The organism is Nocardia sp. X0981 (assembly GCF_977089955.1).
Genome location: NZ_OZ372435.1, coordinates 3,371,755 through 3,390,280, shown reverse-complemented (window position 1 = coordinate 3,390,280; position 18,526 = coordinate 3,371,755). Strand labels below are relative to the sequence as shown.

General features: G+C 67.3%; 23 protein-coding genes and 1 pseudogene. 12 read left to right on the top strand and 12 right to left on the bottom strand.

Translation table 11 applies throughout. The annotated features are described in order from the left end of the window. Positions 1-33: 33 nt before the first annotated feature. The 4 genes from ACYR7D_RS15070 to ACYR7D_RS15055 form a co-directional block, all read right to left on the bottom strand. On the bottom strand, positions 34-498 hold the full coding sequence (locus ACYR7D_RS15070) for an NUDIX domain-containing protein (protein ID WP_459545213.1): 465 nt from the start codon (positions 496-498) through the stop codon (positions 34-36). A 197-nt stretch (positions 499-695) separates the two neighbouring features. Next, complete coding sequence (locus tag ACYR7D_RS15065; RefSeq protein ID WP_459545212.1) at positions 696-1,490, bottom strand: maleylpyruvate isomerase family mycothiol-dependent enzyme; 795 nt, start codon at positions 1,488-1,490, stop codon at positions 696-698. 425 nt (positions 1,491-1,915) lie between these two features. After that, complete coding sequence (locus tag ACYR7D_RS15060) at positions 1,916-2,350, bottom strand: nitroreductase family deazaflavin-dependent oxidoreductase (protein ID WP_459545211.1); 435 nt, start codon at positions 2,348-2,350, stop codon at positions 1,916-1,918. An 88-nt stretch (positions 2,351-2,438) separates the two neighbouring features. Then, positions 2,439-2,882: a DUF4440 domain-containing protein gene (locus ACYR7D_RS15055; protein WP_459545210.1), complete on the bottom strand. Its 444-nt coding sequence runs from the start codon at positions 2,880-2,882 to the stop codon at positions 2,439-2,441. An 84-nt stretch (positions 2,883-2,966) separates the two neighbouring features. Here ACYR7D_RS15055 and ACYR7D_RS15050 point away from each other — a divergent pair, with 84 nt between their 5' ends. After that, positions 2,967-3,764: a TetR/AcrR family transcriptional regulator gene (locus ACYR7D_RS15050; protein WP_459545209.1), complete on the top strand. Its 798-nt coding sequence runs from the start codon at positions 2,967-2,969 to the stop codon at positions 3,762-3,764. 70 nt (positions 3,765-3,834) lie between these two features. Here ACYR7D_RS15050 and ACYR7D_RS15045 read toward each other — a convergent pair whose 3' ends face one another. The 3 genes from ACYR7D_RS15045 to ACYR7D_RS15035 all read right to left on the bottom strand — a co-directional run bounded on the left by ACYR7D_RS15045 (position 3,835) and on the right by ACYR7D_RS15035 (position 6,235). Next, positions 3,835-4,473 carry a formylglycine-generating enzyme family protein gene (locus ACYR7D_RS15045; RefSeq protein ID WP_459545208.1) on the bottom strand — a complete coding sequence of 213 codons (639 nt, stop codon included), beginning with the start codon at positions 4,471-4,473 and terminating at the stop codon, positions 3,835-3,837. A gap of 197 nt (positions 4,474-4,670) precedes the next feature. Beyond that, complete coding sequence (locus ACYR7D_RS15040; RefSeq protein WP_459545207.1) at positions 4,671-5,303, bottom strand: NAD(P)-dependent oxidoreductase; 633 nt, start codon at positions 5,301-5,303, stop codon at positions 4,671-4,673. After that, positions 5,300-6,235 (bottom strand): EamA family transporter, encoded by a 936-nt coding sequence (locus tag ACYR7D_RS15035; RefSeq protein WP_459545206.1) that lies wholly within the window; start codon positions 6,233-6,235, stop codon positions 5,300-5,302. The genes ACYR7D_RS15040 and ACYR7D_RS15035 overlap by 4 nt, the downstream gene beginning before the upstream one ends. A gap of 79 nt (positions 6,236-6,314) precedes the next feature. Here ACYR7D_RS15035 and ACYR7D_RS15030 point away from each other — a divergent pair, with 79 nt between their 5' ends. The 3 genes from ACYR7D_RS15030 to ACYR7D_RS15020 all read left to right on the top strand — a co-directional run bounded on the left by ACYR7D_RS15030 (position 6,315) and on the right by ACYR7D_RS15020 (position 8,881). After that, positions 6,315-7,262, top strand: coding sequence for a LysR family transcriptional regulator (locus ACYR7D_RS15030; protein ID WP_459545205.1), 948 nt, complete (start codon positions 6,315-6,317; stop codon positions 7,260-7,262). 84 nt (positions 7,263-7,346) lie between these two features. Further along, positions 7,347-7,976 carry a TetR/AcrR family transcriptional regulator gene (locus ACYR7D_RS15025; protein ID WP_459545204.1) on the top strand — a complete coding sequence of 210 codons (630 nt, stop codon included), beginning with the start codon at positions 7,347-7,349 and terminating at the stop codon, positions 7,974-7,976. Continuing rightward, the gene (locus ACYR7D_RS15020) at positions 7,958-8,881 is read left to right on the top strand and encodes an alpha/beta hydrolase (RefSeq protein WP_459545203.1); all 924 of its coding nucleotides are present in this window, start codon (positions 7,958-7,960) and stop codon (positions 8,879-8,881) included. Before ACYR7D_RS15025 ends, ACYR7D_RS15020 begins: the two co-directional genes overlap by 19 nt. A gap of 81 nt (positions 8,882-8,962) precedes the next feature. Here the strand turns inward: ACYR7D_RS15020 and ACYR7D_RS15015 are convergent, their stop codons facing one another. Beyond that, on the bottom strand, positions 8,963-9,871 hold the full coding sequence (locus ACYR7D_RS15015; RefSeq protein WP_459545202.1) for a hydrogen peroxide-inducible genes activator: 909 nt from the start codon (positions 9,869-9,871) through the stop codon (positions 8,963-8,965). A gap of 122 nt (positions 9,872-9,993) precedes the next feature. Between ACYR7D_RS15015 and ACYR7D_RS15010 the strand changes: the two genes are divergently transcribed. Then, entirely contained in the window at positions 9,994-10,581 is a 588-nt protein-coding gene (locus ACYR7D_RS15010) for a peroxiredoxin (protein ID WP_459545201.1), read from the top strand. A gap of 14 nt (positions 10,582-10,595) precedes the next feature. After that, positions 10,596-11,135 carry a carboxymuconolactone decarboxylase family protein gene (locus ACYR7D_RS15005; protein ID WP_459545200.1) on the top strand — a complete coding sequence of 180 codons (540 nt, stop codon included), beginning with the start codon at positions 10,596-10,598 and terminating at the stop codon, positions 11,133-11,135. A gap of 126 nt (positions 11,136-11,261) precedes the next feature. On the opposite strand, the gene ACYR7D_RS15000 is transcribed toward ACYR7D_RS15005, so the two are convergent. After that, positions 11,262-12,197 carry an AraC family transcriptional regulator gene (locus tag ACYR7D_RS15000; RefSeq protein ID WP_459545199.1) on the bottom strand — a complete coding sequence of 312 codons (936 nt, stop codon included), beginning with the start codon at positions 12,195-12,197 and terminating at the stop codon, positions 11,262-11,264. Between the two features lie 130 nt (positions 12,198-12,327). On the opposite strand from ACYR7D_RS15000, the gene ACYR7D_RS14995 reads away from it, so the two are divergent. Further along, entirely contained in the window at positions 12,328-13,017 is a 690-nt protein-coding gene (locus ACYR7D_RS14995; protein ID WP_459545198.1) for an NAD(P)H oxidoreductase, read from the top strand. A gap of 38 nt (positions 13,018-13,055) precedes the next feature. On the opposite strand, the gene ACYR7D_RS14990 is transcribed toward ACYR7D_RS14995, so the two are convergent. Both ACYR7D_RS14990 and ACYR7D_RS14985 read right to left on the bottom strand, forming a co-directional pair. Then, on the bottom strand, positions 13,056-13,394 hold the full coding sequence (locus ACYR7D_RS14990) for an ArsR/SmtB family transcription factor (protein ID WP_459545197.1): 339 nt from the start codon (positions 13,392-13,394) through the stop codon (positions 13,056-13,058). A gap of 46 nt (positions 13,395-13,440) precedes the next feature. Next, the gene (locus tag ACYR7D_RS14985; protein ID WP_459545196.1) at positions 13,441-14,013 is read right to left on the bottom strand and encodes a hypothetical protein; all 573 of its coding nucleotides are present in this window, start codon (positions 14,011-14,013) and stop codon (positions 13,441-13,443) included. Positions 14,014-14,064: 51 nt separating this feature from the next. Here ACYR7D_RS14985 and ACYR7D_RS14980 point away from each other — a divergent pair, with 51 nt between their 5' ends. The 3 genes and pseudogenes from ACYR7D_RS14980 to ACYR7D_RS14970 all read left to right on the top strand — a co-directional run. Continuing rightward, a complete protein-coding gene (locus ACYR7D_RS14980) occupies positions 14,065-14,871 on the top strand; it encodes a helix-turn-helix domain-containing protein (RefSeq protein ID WP_459545195.1) in 807 nt (268 codons plus the stop codon). Positions 14,872-14,881: 10 nt separating this feature from the next. Beyond that, positions 14,882-15,277: a VOC family protein gene (locus tag ACYR7D_RS14975; protein ID WP_459545194.1), complete on the top strand. Its 396-nt coding sequence runs from the start codon at positions 14,882-14,884 to the stop codon at positions 15,275-15,277. Between the two features lie 4 nt (positions 15,278-15,281). Beyond that, a pseudogene (locus ACYR7D_RS14970) lies at positions 15,282-15,551 on the top strand (IS481 family transposase); the annotation flags it as partial. A gap of 31 nt (positions 15,552-15,582) precedes the next feature. Here ACYR7D_RS14970 and ACYR7D_RS14965 read toward each other — a convergent pair. After that, positions 15,583-16,335 (bottom strand): ETEC_3214 domain-containing protein, encoded by a 753-nt coding sequence (locus ACYR7D_RS14965; protein WP_459545193.1) that lies wholly within the window; start codon positions 16,333-16,335, stop codon positions 15,583-15,585. Positions 16,336-16,770: 435 nt separating this feature from the next. On the opposite strand from ACYR7D_RS14965, the gene ACYR7D_RS14960 reads away from it, so the two are divergent. Further along, positions 16,771-17,376, top strand: coding sequence for a TetR/AcrR family transcriptional regulator (locus tag ACYR7D_RS14960; RefSeq protein WP_459545192.1), 606 nt, complete (start codon positions 16,771-16,773; stop codon positions 17,374-17,376). A 95-nt stretch (positions 17,377-17,471) separates the two neighbouring features. Further along, positions 17,472-18,362: an alpha/beta hydrolase gene (locus ACYR7D_RS14955; protein WP_459545191.1), complete on the top strand. Its 891-nt coding sequence runs from the start codon at positions 17,472-17,474 to the stop codon at positions 18,360-18,362. Positions 18,363-18,526 lie beyond the last annotated feature (164 nt).

Sequence of the window (18,526 nt, the reverse complement as noted above, 5' to 3'; positions counted from 1 at the left end):
CCGCCGACGAGTCGGACTCGATATCGCCGCAGTTCACAGCGCGGCCGGTGCGAAACCGAATTCCCGCAGCATTCGTCCTTCTTTCGTATCGGCCCACGCGGTGGCTACGAAATCGAGCGTATCCCGGGGCAGATCTTCCGGGTCGGCCCAGACGAGTTCGCTGCATTTGCGCGGTTCCCGGATCTCCGGGGTGCCGTCCCAGGATTCCGCGGTGAAGAAGATGTCGACCCGGGGTTCGCGGGACCACCGGAACATCGTGCCGCTCGGGCACAGCTCAGCCGCGTCGAGGATGATCCCGAGTTGGTCGGCGAGCTCACGGACAGCCGACACGGTGAGAGCCCGGCCGCGCTCGATGTGGCAGGCGGGCAACCCGAGCTGTCCGTCGGCGTAACCGCGACCGGCGCGTCGCATCAGGAGGATGCGGCTGTGCTCGACGAGAAATACGTGTGCCGCCAGGGGGTAGCGGTCGTGCTTGGTATCGAACACGTATCCCGACATCGGCCTCCTTGTTCCGGTCTTCGCAGCGGGCGGCTGGGTGTGCGCCGGCATACACGGTAACGCCCCCATCACCCGATTCGAAGGCGGTGACGTGGGCGTTTCCGCCGACGGCGGGTCCCGGGGCCGACCACGGCCGCCTCATCCGGGGCCGGGTGCGATCGGTGAAGCCGGTCGGCTCTACCGATCACACAACCGGATCAGACGATATCGATGAGGTCGAGAACGGTGGCCGCGTAGGAGTCGTCTCCGGAAATCTCGACATGTTGGGGCCAGGAGCTACGTCCGGTCCCCCACAGGACGAAATCGGTGGCCGGGGACACGACGACGGTATCGACGGAATCGATTCCGGCGATCACCGCGCTCCGGCCTTCGGCCGATACCAACGTCCATTCACCTTCGCCGGGGCCGGTCAGCCGGATACCGAGCGGATGGGTGAGCGCGGAAGCGACTTTGGGGCACATCTGCGGCAACCCCGCCCACATCCAATCGACAGCCGCGCGTACCAACCGATGCTCATGCGGCCCCACCGGCCGATCCACCGGCCCCTCCGGCGCCAGGAGATCGACATACATATGGCACCAGAGGTCGAAGGCGAACGCATCGGCGAGCTGATGGGCCTCGTAGGTGCCGAGGTCGGTCAACGTCATCGGTGCCGTGGCCGCCACGCCCTCCTGCATGGCCGCCAACGCACCCATCGCACCCTCCACGCTCTGCAGAAACTCCTCGGCCACCTGCGCCGCGGACCAATCCCGCCGTCGCGCGACCAGCAGTTCCTGGAGTTGTTCCGCGGTCTCCGGGGCCGGTGTGGCGGGATCGGCCGGCGGCGGCTCGACGAGAGCCGCGAAATTGGATCCGGTGTGGGCCACCAGATCCTTCACCGACCATCCGGCACACCGGCTCGGGGCCGCCCACTCGTCAGCGCTCAGGCTGGTCACCACCTCGGCGTAATGCGCAGCGAGTTCTCGTGCGGCGGACAGTCCTGACTTACTCATCGGCAATCCTCGGTTTTCTCCGGTACGGGCCGTCCGGCCGCGCGGTGCGCAGCCGTACGAGTGGGGTCCGCTCGGCCTCTTCGACGCCGGCCCGTCCGCTGCGCACGACACCACGTGCGAGTTCGGAGTACGGGTGGAAGCGGACCGTGTCATCGCAGGACCGGTCTCCTCATCCCCGTTGTCGGGTCGTTCCCGGAGGCATTCGAGCATGGACGTCTATCTCCACAGGCATGAGCCGTCCTCCGATCCGCGGAGCACAGGCGGGCCGGACGGCTTGTCGATGCCCACTGTATAGGCGTCCATATGTCTTTGTCGCGATAGTGGCAAACTTCGAGAAAACCGCTCCGGGACAACGAACGTTTCCCCGCGCCGCGTCGAACCACTCGGCCGGAACGGGACGCCGAGGAGCATCCGGCGCACCGGATCTACCGCGGCGACAGGACGAGGACCGGGATCCGCCGCGTCGTTTTGCGCTGGTAGTCGGCGTATTGCGGGAACGCGGCGACAGCGCGGTCCCACCACAGCGCCCGCTCCTCGTCGAAAACCTCACGGGCCAGGAAGTCGCCGGTGAAGGTTCCGTCCCGCAACTCGACCTCCGGGTGGGCGACGATATTGTGGTACCAGGCCGGATTCTCGGGCGCCCCGGCCAACGAGGCGACCACGGCGTATTCCCCCTCGTGCTCGACCCGCATCAACGGCGTCTTCCGGAGTTTGCCGGTTCTGTTACCGACAGTGGTCAGCAGGACCACCGGTTTACCCACGATGGTGGTTCCCTGCCGCCCACCGGATTTCATGATCCGTTCGGCCTGGTCGGCAGCCCAGTCCGAGGTGCTGCGCTCGTATTCTCCGGTCAACGACACGGTGCGAATTCCTTTCGATCACAGAAGGTGGGGCGGGGCCGCGGGAGACCACGACCGCTCATGGGCCGTGGTCTCGTATCGGCGCGATTCACCCTTCGCTCACCGCCGCTTCGCGCTGCAGCGGCGACGTTCCGACCGGAGTGTTCTGCGCGGCCGCCAGCCACCATCGGCCGTTCCGCTCGACCAGCACATACATGGCCATTTCCGAGAACGCTTCGGTATCGATGGCCTGCCTGCGGATCTGCGTCACCACCACACCGGGCGCGGGTGAGAGCGCGGTGACGACCTCGAACCGCGACGGCGGGGCCACACGCGCGGCCATCAGGCGGTGGTGCAGCGCGTTCAACTCGGCATATCCGGTCACGCTCGCTCCGTAGGGGCTGCCCCACAGGATATCCGTCGCGAACGCGGCATCATACCCGTCGGCGTCGCTCGCTTCGCCGGAAATCTCCAGCTGCCGGGCGAATTCGATTGCCACTTCCTTCGCCGTGACCTCGCGACGCGGATCGCCGAGGGTGGGCCGCTCACTCATGTTCCATTCCTTCCTCGTATTTCGAGTACATCGTACGCGAAATACCCATGGATTCAAGTACGCTGTACGCAGGAAGGAGGGCTCATGCCGCTGCCACAGCAGAACACGACCATCTGGATGCGCCCGGAAACACCGGAACGTTCCGGGCCGGGACGCCGCCCCGGCTTCGACCGCGCCGCCATCACGCGGGCCGCGGTCGAACTCGCCGACAGCGGAGGCCTCGAGACCGTGACCATGCGCCGGATCGCCACCGAACTCGGAACCGGGGCGATGTCGCTGTACCGGTACGTCTCCTCCCGCGACGACCTCATCGATCTGATGATCGACGCCGTCGTCGGCGAAATCGACCTACCCGCCCATCCCACCGGCGAATGGCGCCGGGATCTTTCCCTGGTCGCCGGACAGATCCGCGAAGTGGGACTGCGTCACCCCTGGCAGATCTCGCTGGCCAACCGCCGCCCCACCCTGGGCCCGAACTCCCTGCGGCTCCTGGAATTCGCCCTCTCCGCGCTCGACGGTTACGGACTCGACATCGATGAGATCTCCGGGCTGGTCGGAATGCTCGACGACTACGCCTACAGCGCCGTACACCGCGAGATCGGCTGGCTGGACCAGGCCCGGCGCACCGGTATGGATACCGCGCAATGGATGAGCGGCTATGTCGGCCCCTACGTCGCCCGGATCGTCGAATCCGGCCGCTATCCGATGTTCAACCGGACGATCCTGGAGGCCCGGGTCCCGCACCTCCCTCCCGAGGAACAGTTCCGTTACGGGTTGGAGCGGGTACTCGACGGTATCGCGGCCGCGCTCCCGGCCGAGACCGGGCAGGCCCGCTCGCAATCGGTGGCACCGCACCCGGACACGAACCCCGAATCGCCGTGAAGGTAACGCTTTCCGCGCCGTCGACCGGCAGTGCGGATACCGCCGGTGCGGCACCGGAGCCGATCACCCGCTACACCGACCGGGCGACCCGCATCCCCACATCGTCGAGCCGCAGCGTCGGATGGCTGCGCCGGCGCACCGACGCCCGGCAACTCCAGTGCTCGTCGAACCAGCCCCCGCCGCGCAGCACCCGGTACTCACCGTAGACCTCGGGATCGTAGCGGTCCCAGCACCATTCCCAGACATTGCCGAGCATGTCGTACAACCCCCAGCCGTTCGGGCGTTTACCGCCCACCGCATGCCGCCGGTCACCGGAATTACCCCGATACCAGCCGATATCGTCGAGCGGTCCATAGCGCGGCCCCCCGGTGCCGGCCCGGCAGGCGTATTCCCATTCGGCTTCGGTCGGTAACCGGTACCCCCGCGCCGCCGCGACGGCTTCCACCTCGGTGCCGTCCAGGCGGTACGCCGCGTCCAGACCCTCGCGTTCGGACAGGGCGTTGCAGAATCGCACCGCATCCCACCACGACACACTGTCCACGGGGAAACACTCCCCCCGCACCGTCTCGGTTTCCGGTGCCGTGACCCGCTCGTACTGCCCGCGCGTCACCGGAAAGACCGCCAAGCGGAACCTCGCCACCTCGACGGTCCACCGCCGCTGCGTCCGCCGATCCGCCAGCTCCACCTGCCCGTCCGGAACCTCGACCATCCGGATATCCGTACCCACCCGCAGTTGTCTACCAGACCCGGGCCCGGCCGGCGAAGGCCTCACCGCCGGTGGAGCCGTGCGCAGAGCAGGGCGAATTTCCACGGTAGCGGATCGGAGGGTGCGCGCTTCGACGCACGGAAGCGCCTCCGTCCCGCCGGGCACCGCCGGAATCCGTTCCGGATCCTTCTCTCGGACTTCTAGTAGCCGACGGTGAAATGCCGGGATCCACCCGGGTTCTCGAGTTCGTCGACAACCGCTACCGCGAGGTCCTCCGCGGAGATACGGGACGACCCGTCCGCGCCCGTCAGCAGGGCGGTGGTGCCGCGCCGGTATTCCCCGGTGCGGTGGCCCGGTTCGAGGAGGGCCGGCGGACTCAGATACACCCAATCGGCGGCATGCGCCCGGCAGGTCTCGAACTGCGCGAGGCTGGCCGCGGCCACGGCGCGCACCGTTTCCGGCACGTACTCGGGACTGTCGAGCACGAGCCGGCCGGCGTCCGCCGGATGCGTCAGGGGTGCGGCGCCACCCACGAACAGAATGCGCGTCCGGGCCGCCCGGGCCGCGTCGAGCAGCGCTGTCGCGGTCGCGGTGACGGTGTGTTCCTGCCCGGGGACCGGCCGGGTCGCGGCCACGACCGCATCGATCCCGTGGAACAGTTCGCGCATACGACCGGAATCGTTCGCATCGCCCGGCACGGCGATCGCTCCGGGCGGCAGCGGAGCCGGCCGTACGGTTCGGAACACGGCGCGGAGGTCGTGGCCCCGGCTCGCGGCTTCGATGATCACGCGGGAACCGACCATACCGGCGGCGCCGACGACGGCGATCTTCATGACAAGGCCCCTTTCGGTGCGAGGGTGGGAACGGAGGTGGGCCGGGGAAGCTGTCCGGCCACGATCGCGGCCAGTGCGAGCCCGAACCCGGCGAGCTGCACCGGACCGAGCGTCTGGCCGAGCAGTGCCGCTCCCAGACCGGCGGCGACCAGTGGGGAGAGGAGCGCGAGGATCGCCACGGAGTTCACCGGTAGCGTGGTGACGCCGCGGAACCACAGCACATAGGCGAGCAGCCCACCGCAGAGGCCGAGCCAGAGGTAGCCGAGCGCCGCGGCCGGGCCGATCGGGGGCGGGGGTCCTTCGACGAGAAAAGTGAGCGGCGCCAGGAAGATCCCGCCGGCGGCGAGCTGCCAGCCGGCGAACGCTACCGGACCGACCCCGGCCGGGCGGCCCCAGCGGGCGGTGAGAGTGAGCCCGAGCGCCATACTCGCCGCGCCGCCCAGGCCCGCCGCGATCCCGAGGACATCGAATGCGGCGGCCGGCCCGATCACCACGAGCCCGACACCCAGCAGTCCGATCGCACCCCAGCCGAAGCGCCGGCCGGAGGGGCTTTCCCCCAGGATCGCGACGGCCAGGATCGCGACGGCCAGCGGCTGCGCCGCCGCCAAGGTGGCGGCGACCCCACCGGGTAGTCGTTCGGCCGCGATGAACAGCAGCGGGAACAGCAGCCCGATGTTCAGTACGCCGAGCACCGCCGCCTTCCCCCACCACATACCGCGCGGCAGCGTACGGGTGATCGCCACCGCGATCAGGCCCGCGGGCAGTGCCCGCAGGAGTCCCGCGAAGAGCGGATGCCCCGGCGGGAGCAGTTCGGTGGTGACGATATAGGTGGTGCCCCAGGCCAAGGGCGCGAATGCGGTCAGGATGGTGCGCGGCAGATCGCGCGGGAAAGCGCTACCACCGGAAAGCTGTGGCACGGCTGGACTTTTCACGTTTGGAAGTCTCACCGCGAACGATCAATGAGTCCAACACATGTTTGTCACTCCATCAATCGCCATTCAAGATTGATCCATGGAGCTTCAGCAACTGCGCTACGTGATCGCCGTGGCGGAGACGAACAATTTCACTCGCGCCGCCCGGCGCTGCCTCGTGGTCCAATCCGCGCTCAGTCACCAGATCGCGCGTCTGGAGCGGGAACTCGGAGCGAAACTGTTCGAACGCACCAGCCGCCGGGTGCGGCTCACCCCCGCCGGTGCGGCCTTTCTCCCGGCAGCCCGCCAATGCCTGGATGCCGCCGAACGCGCCGCGGCGGCGGCCGCCGCGGCCGTGGGCGAGGTACGCGGACGGCTCGCCGTGGGTCTCATCCCCACGGTGACCGCGGTCGATATCCCCAGCGCCCTACGCGATTTCCGTAAGCGATACCCGCATGTGCGGATCGAACTGCGGGTAGGCGCGAGCGACGAGCTCACCGAACAGGTCCGGGAAGGAGCTCTCGATATCGCCTTCCTCGGCCTGCCGACCACGTCCCGGCCCCGCGGAGTCGCCGCCCACGAACTCGCCCGCGACCGGCTCGTCGCCGTGGTCGCTCCGGTTCACGCGCTCGCCGGTGCACCCGGGGTGGACCTGCTGCGCCTCTCCACCGAAACCTTCGTCGACCTCCCGGCCGGCACCGCGGGGCGCCTCCAGTCCAACCAGGCCTTCGCCGCCGCCGGTCTCAACCGCGACGTCGCCTTCGAAGTGACCTCCGCCGACTACATAGCCCGGCTCGTGGAGCAGGACCTCGGAGTGGCCATGCTCCCGGCCGCCTATGTCCCGCAACTCACCGGCGTGGTGACCCTCGAGGTCTCCGATGCCCCGGCGCGGGTCGAGTACATCGTGTGGAGCGATTCCACCCGCACCCCGGCGGCGGACGCTTTCCTCGCCCTTCTCGATATCCCGGCCGATTCCGGCCCGGCACCGGTCTCCGCCGCCGACCACCCGCGTCGCACCGCGGAGGGCGCGAGCACGAATTCGCCCTGATACCCGGCCTTCTTCCCGGTTCCAGGAAGTACCGCGCTTGACCGACCGACCGTCGGTCGGTAATTTTCTCCCCAGGAGGTGCCCATGCGTGAAGTGAAGAACCCCGAGGTCAGGAAGGCCGAAATCGTCGATGCGGCGTTACACGCCTTCATCGCACACGGTTACGAGCGGACCACCATCGACTCCATCACCCGGGAACTGGGCGTCGCGAAGGGCTGCTTCTACCATCACTTCACCTCGAAGGAACAGGTGTTCGCCGAGGTCGTTTCGGCACTGGCGGACCGCCTCTGCGCCGGCTATCTGGACATCCTCGGTGATATCTCGGTCGCGCCGCGTACCCGGTTGCTGGCCTATATCGACCACACCTACGCACTCGCCCGGGCCGATTCCGCCCCCGGCCTGATGTCGGCCCTGCACGGCGAGCGGTTCCGCGATATCCACCACCGGGTCGTCGACGAGGTCGCCGACCGGCTACGGCCCGTTCTGTGCGAACTGCTGGCCACCGGCGCCACCGCGAGCGAATTCCGGGTACGGGATGCGGAGTTCACCGCCGTCGCGGTGCTCGGCATGCTGCGCGAACTGCACGAGCACTATGCCGGCCGGCCCGGCCTCGATCTGGGTGAGCATCGCGCGAACCTGATCGATCTTCTCGAAAAGATCCTGCACACCGACTTCTCCGCTACCCAGGAGCCCTTGTGGAAACCACGACCGTAACCTTCGATTCACACGGCACCGACTGTGCGGCCACCCTCTACCGGGACGACTCCTCCGGTCCCGGCCGGCCGTGCGTTATCTTGTGCCCCGGCTTCAGCGGCACTCAGGACACTCCCTCGGTGATCGCGGCGGCCACCGCCTTCGCCGAGGCCGGCTGCGTCGCCATGACCTTCGACTACCGGTCCTTCGGCGCCAGCGGTGGCCGGCCACGGCAAGTCGCCGATATCGAGGGGCAGCTCGCCGATATCGCCGCCGCGGTCGCCTGCGCACGTACGCAACCGGATGTCGACGCGGCACGTATCGTGCTGTGGGGCAGTTCGCTGGGCGGCGGGCATGTGGTCACGGCCGCCGCCCGGGACCCGCGGATCGCCGCCGTCATCGCCCAGGTACCGTTCAACGGTTTCCCCGAGCAGGCGGAGGGAAGGTCGAAAGCCGAAACCCGCGCCCTGCAGCGCGAGATCGTCATCGACTGGCTGCGCGGCCTGTTCCGCAGGCCACCCCGCTATATAGCGGCGGTCGGCAAACCCGGGGAACTCGCCGTGATGACCGGGCCGCTGGCCCACCGGGTCATCGAGGCGATGGACAGCCCCACCTGGCGCAACAGCATCGCACCCCGCACGCTGCTGGCGATGGCGCGCTACAAACCGGGCGATCACGCCCCCCAGCTGCGAATGCCGCTGCTGGTCTGCATCGCCGAAAACGACCGCGAAACCCCACCCGAAGACGCTCGGGAACTGGCTCGGCGGGCACCCGACAGCGAGGTGCGCACCTACCCGTTCAGTCATTTCGAGATCTATTACCCCGACAACCGCGCCGAGGTCATCGCCGACCAGCTGGACTTCCTGCGCCGGAAGGTCCTCGACGACCGGCACCGTGATCGGCGCGCCACCGGTACCGGCCGGTGACGTTCGGCGTTCGCGCGACCTCCCGAACACTTCGCGGCTCGTGATTCCCGGCGGCGCCACCCGTCCGCTCGGCCGGCCCGTTCAGAGCGGACGCTGAGTGCGGATGATCTCGGCGAGGTAGGCGTAGTCGTCGGTGCGGGCGGTGGACCCGCGGAACACCAAGCCGAGGGTCCGTCCCGGTGCCGGGGCGGTGAAACGCGCGGTTTCCAGGGCACCGCGGCCGGTTTCGGCCGCCACCGCCATCTCCGGGATCAGCGTGATACCGAGTCCACCGGCGACGCACTGCACCACCGTGGACAGTGATGCCGCTCGGGTATCACCGGCCGTGCCGGGCCGGACCTCCGCGGAGCGGCACAGTTCCAGGGTCTGGGCGCGGAGGCAGTGCCCTTCGTCCAGGAGCAGCATCGGCAGCGCGTCCAGGTCCGAGGGGTGCACATCGGTGCGGCCCGCGAGTTCGTGACCGGATGGCACGACCATTACGAACTCCTCCGTGTAGAGAGGGATCTCGACCACCCCCGCGGCGTCGGTGGGCAGCGCGAGTACCGCCACATCGAGCGTTCCGGCACGCAATTCGTCCAGTAGGCGGGCGGTTTTGTCCTCGACCACACGCGGGGTGAGCGCAGGCAGTTTGCGGCGCAGCGTGGGCAGCAGCGCGGGAAGGATATACGGGGCGACGGTCGGGATGATCCCGATCCGGAGCACTCCGCCGAAGGTGTCACCGGTGGCCGCGGCCACGAAGCGGTCCGCCGCTTCGAGGGTGGCCATCGCCTGCGGTAGCAGCCGGGTGCCGGCGGGGGTGACCAGGACCCGCCGGGTGCTGCGTTCGATCAGCTGCAGTCCGAGCCCGTTTTCCAGTGCGGCCAGGGCCTGTGAGAGGGTGGGTTGGCTCACATCCAGTCGCGCCGCGGCAGTTCCGAAGTGCCGGTATTCCGCGACAGCGACGAAGGCACGCAGCTGTGACAGGGTCGGCTGATAAGACTGATCGGGCATACCTATCAGTCTAGTACCACCTATCGCTTTTGCCTTTTTCTGAATTTTGGGCAAGATCGAGGGTGAGTCCCCAGACCACCGTCCGATCCGGACGGTCCCGCGATACGACAAGGAGATCGACAATGCCCCTGTTGACCATCGGCGACCAGTTCCCCGCCTACGACCTCACCGCGGTGATCGGCGGTGACCTGTCGAAGGTCAACGCCCAGCAGCCCGACGACTACTTCACCCGGGTCACCAGCTCCGACCACGCGGGCAAATGGCGGATCGTGTTCTTCTGGCCGAAGGACTTCACCTTCGTCTGCCCCACCGAGATCGCCGCGTTCGGCAAGCTGAACGACGAGTTCGCCGACCGTGACGCCCAGGTTCTCGGCGTCTCCGTCGACAACGAGTTCGTCCACTTCCAGTGGCGGGCCCAGCACGAGGATCTGAAGACCCTGCCCTTCCCGATGCTGTCGGACCTCAAGCGCGAACTGGTCACCGCCACCGGCGTTCTCAACGCCGACGGTGTCGCCGACCGCGCCACCTTCATCGTCGACCCGAACAACGAGATCCAGTTCGTCTCGGTGACCGCCGGTTCGGTCGGCCGCAATGTCGACGAGGTGCTGCGCGTACTGGACGCGCTGCAGTCCGACGAACTGTGCGCGTGCAACTGGAAGAAGGGCGATCCCACCATCGACGCCGGCGAACTGCTGACCGCGAGCGTCTGAACCCGAGGTGACATATGAGTATCGATAATCTGAAGAACTCGCTACCCGAGTACGCCAAGGACCTGAAGCTCAATCTGTCCTCGATCGCGCGGACCACCGTGCTGAACGAGCAGCAGCTGTGGGGAACCCTGCTGGCCTCCGCCGCCGCGACCCGGTCCACGGCCACCCTGCGCGAGATCGCGGAGGAAGCCGCCGACGTATTGTCCGCCGAGGCGTACAACGCCGCGCTGGGCGCCGCCTCGATCATGGGTATGAACAATGTGTTCTACCGGGGCAAGGCGTTCCTGGACGGTAAGTACGACGATCTGCGGGCCGGGCTGCGTATGCAGATCATCGGTTCCCCGGGAGTCGAGAAGGCCGATTTCGAACTCTGGTCGTTCGCGGTGTCCTCGATCAACGGCTGCCAGCACTGCCTGGAGGCGCACGAGCACACCCTGCGTGAGGAAGGCGTCTCGCGCGAGGTGATCTTCGAAGCGCTGCGCGCCGCGGCGATCGTGGCCGGTGTGGGCCAGGCCGTGGAGTCCACCGTGGCCCTGGCCACCGCGTCGGCCTGATCCCGCGCCTTCCGGTATTCGTTCCCGAGGCCGGAGGACGTATCGGGTTGTTTCCGGGGCGGCGAGGATGCCCTCGCCGCCCCGACCCGTATCCGGTCCGTATCCGGTCCGGGCCTCTTCCGGATTTCAGGCCCCGACGCCGACGGTGGCGCGGAAATCGCTGGGCCGTACCCCCCGGTGCCGTTTGAACGCCGCACTGAAGCCGAAAGCGTCCGCGTAGCCGACCGCCCGGGCCACCTGCGCCACGGTGAGGTCGTGGTCGGCCAGCAGTTCTTCCGCCTCATCCATCCGGCATTCGGTGAGATACGTCAGCGGCGGCTGCCCCATCACCTCGGTGAAACGGCGCGCGAACAAGGCACGGGAGACTCCGGCTTCGGCCGCCAGGGACGCCACCGTCCAGCCCGCGGCGGGTCGCCCGTGCATCGCCGCCAAGGCCGGTCCGACCACCGGGTCGGCCGACCCTCGATACCATCCCGGCGCTTCGCCTTCCGCTCCTTCGAACCAGTCACGCAGCGTGCACACCAGGGCCCAATCGAGCAACCGGTCCATCAGCGCCTGCGCTCCGGCCGGGCGCCGGGCCGCATCCGCGGCAACGGTTTCCATCCAGGCACACACCTCCCCGCCCTCCGAGACCACCAGCACGGGTGGTACCGCACGCAGCAGCCTTTCGTGCCGCCGGCCCGAGGCGCGGTAGGCGCCGACGACGAGGGCGGTTTCCGCACCGGGCTCGTTGTCCCAGCGCCCGCTGTTCAGCGCGGGATCGCAGGCCGTATCCGGTGCGAAACAGGCGATCTCGTATTCCTCGTGGGGTGGCCGCACCGCATCGATACTGTCGACGAGACGGAACGGTTCCGGCCCGCGCACTATCGCCGTATCACCGGCCGTGATCCGGCGCCGGCCACCATCGGGTAGCAGCAGAGTGCCCCCACCACGCAGTACGGTCACCATGGTGAGGGGGGCGTGATCGGCGAAGCGGATGGTCCACGGCGCCTCCAGGACGGCATTGGTGAGGACCGCGCCCTCGGCTCGGATACCGCCCAGCAGTGTACTCAAGGGGTCCACCCCGTCAGCGTAGACGAATTCCTATCCAATTTAGATTTCCACCCATAGATCGTCCACCTCATCCAAGGTGGAATGGGATCCGACACCGCACAACCGATCGTCCGGGGAACCGGACCGAGATGGAGATCCCATGCCGCACAACACCGTCGACGCCGCTGCTGCCGGCACCGCCCTGGTCGTCGTCGCCCACCCGCGCCGCGATTCGCTGACAGCCCATATCGCCGGACTGGCCACTCGCCGGCTCACCGCGGCCGGCTATCGGATCGACCTGCTCGATCTGCACGCCGAGAATTTCGATCCGCGGATGAACACCGCCGATCTGCCGGAGTGGGGTAACCGGGAGAAGGCCTACTCCGCCGAGGTCGAAGACCATATGCGGCGCATCCTCGCCGCCGATGTCATCGTCGCGGTGTTCCCGGTCTACTGGATGCAGGTTCCCGCGATCCTCAAGGGCTGGATCGATCGGGTGTGGAACTACGGATTCGCCTACGGCCGCAGCAAACCCCGGCTCGCGGGTAAGCGGATGCTGTGGCTGGGCCTGGCCGGGGCGGCGGATGACGACGCCCTCGTCGAGCTCATGCAGGAATCACTGGACGCGCAACTCAACGACGGTATCGCCTACTACTGCGGGCTCGCCCGCTCGTCGGTGGGGCTGCTGACCGGTGCCGAGGAGAAGCGTCAGCGACTGGACGACGCCGGCAACCTGCTGCTCGACGAAGCCCTCGTCGGCGCGGAGCGCGACGCGCACTACGCGGAACTGGAGAGGCGGGCGACCGGTTTCGTCGACGATTTCCTCGCCGGCGACCGCGTCCCCGCCTGAACAGAGCGGACTCGAACACAGGTGGGGTATCCGCTCACCTAACCGGCGGGCTCGGCATCCGAGCATGAGGTGATCCGGTCCACGAGTTCGCTCAGCGGGGCCAGGATTTCGGTCAGTTCGGCACCGTTGATCGTGTAGAACCGGAGTGTGCCACGCTGTTCGACGGTGAGCACTCGTGCCGCTCGCAGAATTTTCAGGTGATGCGAAACGGCCGGCTGGGAGAGACCGACGTGTGCGGCGATCTCTCCCACGCTGACCTCCCCACCGGCTTGCAGCAGCAGAGCGATGATCGCCTGCCGCCGGTCGTCGCCGAGCGCGGTGAACAGCGGTCCGCATCGGGTGAATGTGCTCAGAACGCTTTCGGCAGTGGGGTTCACGGCGTCGCCCGATCCGGAAGACGGCTCCGGAGCTCGCGCAGGTGGGTCACCGGCAACGCCGGTCCTCACCTTCGGCGATCCAGCCGTCGAGCATCAGCCTGGTCTGATCGGCCACCTTGGTGAAATGGGCTTGCAGGTAGCGGTCCAGGTCGAAGGGCGGCAGCACTCGCAACAGCCGCAGTACCGAGCCGACCACCCATCCCGGCGCGCGGACCCCGCCGCTGCCGGTGCGCGCGGCGACGACCGCCACGGCTTCCCCACCGGCCTCGACCGCCGGCCCCAGACCCGAGAGCAGAACGGGCAGTGACCAGTCCGCCACTTTCAGCGCGGCGATATAGGGCACGATCAACGCGGCGCCCCGTTCCCCGGTACCGGACCGGGTGGACCGCCGGGCCCGCAGGCCGCCGGCGCGCAGCGCGCTCACCACCGCCTTCGCCCGAGCCGGCGCACCGAGCACCTTCAGTACCGAACCGGGTGGCGCCCAGTACGCGATCCCTGGTGCCGGAACCTCACCGGTCAACGGCGCGGAGTAGGCGAACACGGCCGGCACCACCTGCACGATCCGCTCGGCGGACCGCACCTGCTCCAGCACGGCTCGATCGTTGTTGCGGGATAACACGTTGTCGACCTGTCCCTTCTGTCCGGTGAGGCTGCCGAGGGATGTGACAATGTGACGGTGGAGCTACGTCACGCATGTCTCGCCGTGGGCATCGGCGTGGTGGCTGTCAGCGAACACGACGGCGCGTCGCGTCTGCATCGGGCCGCTCCCGGGCTCTCGGCTCGGTTGGTGGTGAGCCTGGACGGCCCGATCGAGGTTCACTACGACGCAAGGGTCCGCCACGCCCGGGCAATCGTCGCAGGGTTCATGCGCCCGGGAATCGTGGCGGCGGCCACGACTCTGCGTTCGCAGCAGCCGATCGCCTACGTAGAGTTGTCGCCATCGGCATGGCAACGTCTGACCGGGGTGCCGCTGAGTGAGATAGACGCCGGCGGCGTGAGCGCCGATGCGGTTCTTCCGTGGGTGAATTCACTGTCCGAAGAACTCGCCGACCGGCCGGTCGAGCAACGAGAGGCGGTTTTGCGCGTAAGGCTTCTCGACCAGCTGCATCGGACTGATCACGGCGGCGGGCCCGAAGACGCCTTCCGAGCGCTGGACCTGATCAGGGACACGCGCGGTGCGGCGTCGGTGGAGGACTTGGCGCGATCAGCTCACCTGAGCCCTCGGCGGTTGCGGTATGTGATGCGGCGCGCCCTGGGAATCAGCCCCAAGTTCGCTTCTCGGGTGGCACGCTTGGGCTCCGTTTTGACGGGTGCCGGCGCAGGGGCGGGCTCATGGGCCGAAGTCGCCGCCGAGTACGGCTACCACGACCAGAGTCACCTTGTGCATGATTTCCGTGCTCTGATGGGCACGAGTCCCACCGCCTGGCTCGAGGAAGAGGGCCGAAATCTACAAGGCCGGCAGCGCCCCGCCCCATGACGATGAGGGCATGAACAGCCAACTGCTTCCCAAACTCCTGGTCTCCGACGCCGACGCGGCGATCACCTACTACGCCCGGGCGCTCGACGCCCAGGTGCAACTTCGAGTCGCCGATGACCACGGCGTCGTGAACCACGCCGAACTCACGCTCGACTCCGTCGCGTTCGCTCTAGCGCAGAGCGTGGAGGAATGGGGATGGAACGATCCACGATCGATCGGCGGTTCGCCCGTCTTGATCCTGCTCACAGTGCCGGACCCTGACGCGACAGCGGAGCGCATGGTGCGTCACGGAGCTGAGATCGTGATCCCCATCGGCGACCGGCCGTACGGCAAGCGGGAAGGCCGGGTCGAAGACCCGTTCGGCCATCTCTGGGTCATCAGCGGAGACCTTCACCAGGATCGATGACTCCCCCGACGGCGGCGGATGGCGTGTGGACGGCCGCGACTCCGAGCGAGCCCGTGCGGCGGCACGATCGAAGACCAAGACCGGGAAGCGCGGAGACGTGTACCCGCACTCCGCCGTCGACGGCCACACTCGCCTCGCCTACACCGAACCTCTGCCGAATGAGAAGGCGGTCGCCGCGATCGGGTTCCTACACCGCGCGAGGGTCTGGTTCGCCGCGCACGGCATCAGCCACATCGAGCAGGTCGTTACGGAAAATGGAGCGTGCTATCACGCAGACGCGTCACCGACGTCGCGGCCTCGTACAGCTAGCCGAAAACTCTTGTTCCGGCCTCGTTCGCAAGATCCACGGGAATATCCCACCGATGCGGACCGACGGAAAACATACCACTCGGCGCAGGGGCTTCCGTTTCCAAGAAGCCGTGTTCACTCAAGGTCAGCGGAGACCATTTCGCAGTTTCGAGATACAGGTTCGCTGCCACCGTGTCCCGAATCTTCATGGCGCCGGGCGGCGCTTCAGCGACTCCACCGTTGTAGAACGGAAAGCCATCGAATATCTCCGGATAGTCCCAGGTATTGATACATACCGCGTGTATACCGATATATACGCCGTATCCATGCAGTGGCGTGGCGCCGGAACCCGGAACCTCTTCCACGAACAGGTTGACGCCGCTTCCTGTTTTTTGCGGAGAATACGACAGCTTTCGGCTGTCGTTCATTTCATCGACCGTCAGCGGCCGGAACGTACCCCCCTCGCGGACCCTGTGTACCCTGGTCGGCTGCTGCGATCTGGCGAGCGGTGCGGCGTTCAACGTTACCCGCGACCCGTCGGGCGCGTTCAGGGTCGGCGCGAAATCCGGGTCGCATGCCACTACCGAGTAGGCTTCGACCCGACCGGATTCACTGACGATAATGTTGACGAAGTGATCACGACGCACGAACGTCATCTGCCGCCACCCCAGAGCTTGTTCCTGATCGACGATAGCGGGCTCCCCGAGCTCGGACCGGAAGTAATCAATACTGTAGCCGGCATGGAGTTGATTCAAGGTGGAGTACTCCACAGCTCGCCAATTGAAACTCCGCCAAACGCTCGGAGCGAATTCCAGTATAAGCGTTATCGCGGCTATCAGAGCGGAGACGGTCAAGAGCGACTTGGCCATGAATCGAATCGGTATCCAAATTTTCTTGGAAATACCGCTCGCTCTCTCGGCGACCCACTGCCATCGATCTCTGATGCTACTTCTTCGCGGGGTAGCGTTCGGTTCGCCCATCCTGTCTCCGTAGCCAAGTCGATGAAGATCGGTTGGATCGCAGGCAGTGCAGCGACCAGGCTAGCAGCCACGTGCCACCACCGCGGAGATGATTGCGCACGACTCGCACGAACGGTGGCGGATGCCGATGCGCCCACCACCGCCGCGCGAGCGACTTCCGCAACTCCGCACAAGCCCGTCGTGGTGCCGCACCCCGGGTGGTGACCCCGCCGCTACGGTGATCGTATGACCGATAGCACAGCATCGACTCGCGTCGGCCGCCCTCGCGATACCCGGCTCGATACCGCATTGCTTGCGGCCACAGCGGATTTGATCGCCGAGCGCGGATACAGTGCGGTCACTCTCCAGGCGGTGGCGGAGGCCGCGGGGACGAGCCGGCCCGCGCTGTATCGCCGGTACACCGACCTCGCCGATCTGGTCGCTTCCATGCTGATGGAGCGGTTCGGCCTCCAGCCCGGCGCCGAGGATCTCGGGGGAATCGAAGCGGAACTCCTGGCGATCCAACAGCATCAGCGCGAGCTGTTCAACGACGTGGTCATGCGCAAGGCGTTACCCGGCCTGCTCGCGGACCTGGCTCGCAGCCCGGAGCTGGCCCAGCGGTTCCATGAGCGGTTCCTCGGGCCACGCCGCCTTTCGACCGCCTCCATTCTGGAGCGCGCGGTGGTGCGCGGAGAGATCGCCCCGGGGACCGATCCGGAGTGGCTCTGCGATCTGATCACGGGACCCATGCTGATGCGGGCGCTCGTTCCCACGCTGGGCCCGATCGATGCGGAACTGGTTCGGCTCACGGTACGTTCCGCCCTCGACGCCGTCGGCTATCGCGGCTCCTGAACCGAGTTATACCCCGTACGCGATATCTATGGTTGACGTCACGTTTGAACCGTCCTACATTGATTACGATCCGTAACGTAATCAGAGGAGTCGGTATGCGGATGGACATCGAGTTCGGCAGTAACGGGGTGACATTGCGCGGCTGGCTGTACCGCCCCGATGTCTCCCGGGACGAGACCCCGCTGGTGGTGATGACGCACGGGTTCGCCGGAGTCAAGGAGTGGGTCGCGCCGTTCGCCGAGGTGTTCACCGCCGCCGGACTCGCCTGCCTGGTCTACGACCATCCGGGATTCGGCACCTCCGATGGCGAACCGCGTTACGAAGTGGACCCCACGGCCCAGATCGAGGGTTACCGAGACGCGGTGACCTTCGCCCAGACCTTGGACGGGATCGATGCGGAGCGGATAGCCGTCTGGGGGACGAGTTACGCGGGTGCGCATGTCCTGGTCGTAGCCGCCACCGACCGGCGGGTGCGGGCCGTCGTATCCCAGGTGCCGCTGACCGCCGGCTGGTCGACGTTCACCCGGCTGGTCCCCTCGGTCATGCTGCCCACCGTCCACGCGGCCATCGCCGCGGACCGGGCGGGCCGGCTCGCCGGGAAACCACACGAAACGATCAAAGCGGCCTCCGACGACCCCACCGACATGGTGGCCATGCCCGGCCTCGAGGTCTACGAATGGCTGATGGCCAACGGTCCGCAGATCCCCACCTGGCGTAACGAAGTGACCCTGTCCAGCGTGGACAAATTCCAGTCCTACGCGCCCGAGGCCTTCGTATCGCGGGTATCCCCCACCCCGCTGCTCATGATCGTCGCCGAACAGGACACGCTGACTCCCACCGAGGTCGCCCTGCGCAGCTACGCCGACGCCCTCGAACCCAAACAACTCGCCCTGATACCCGGTGGCCATTTCGCCGTATACGGAGAGCAGTTCGAGCGGGCCTCCACCGTGGCCCGTGATTTCCTGCTCAACCGGCTCAACGGCTGATACCGCTCCCCTCATACCTTCGCCGGAGAACATGAACATCGCCGCATCCCCACCGGCCGGCCCGATACACACCGGCCCGCACCGCCACCGCCGGCCGGTGGTCACACCGTGATAGGCGCGGACCTCGCCCTCATCGGGCTCGTCATCGGGTTGATCGGGCTCAC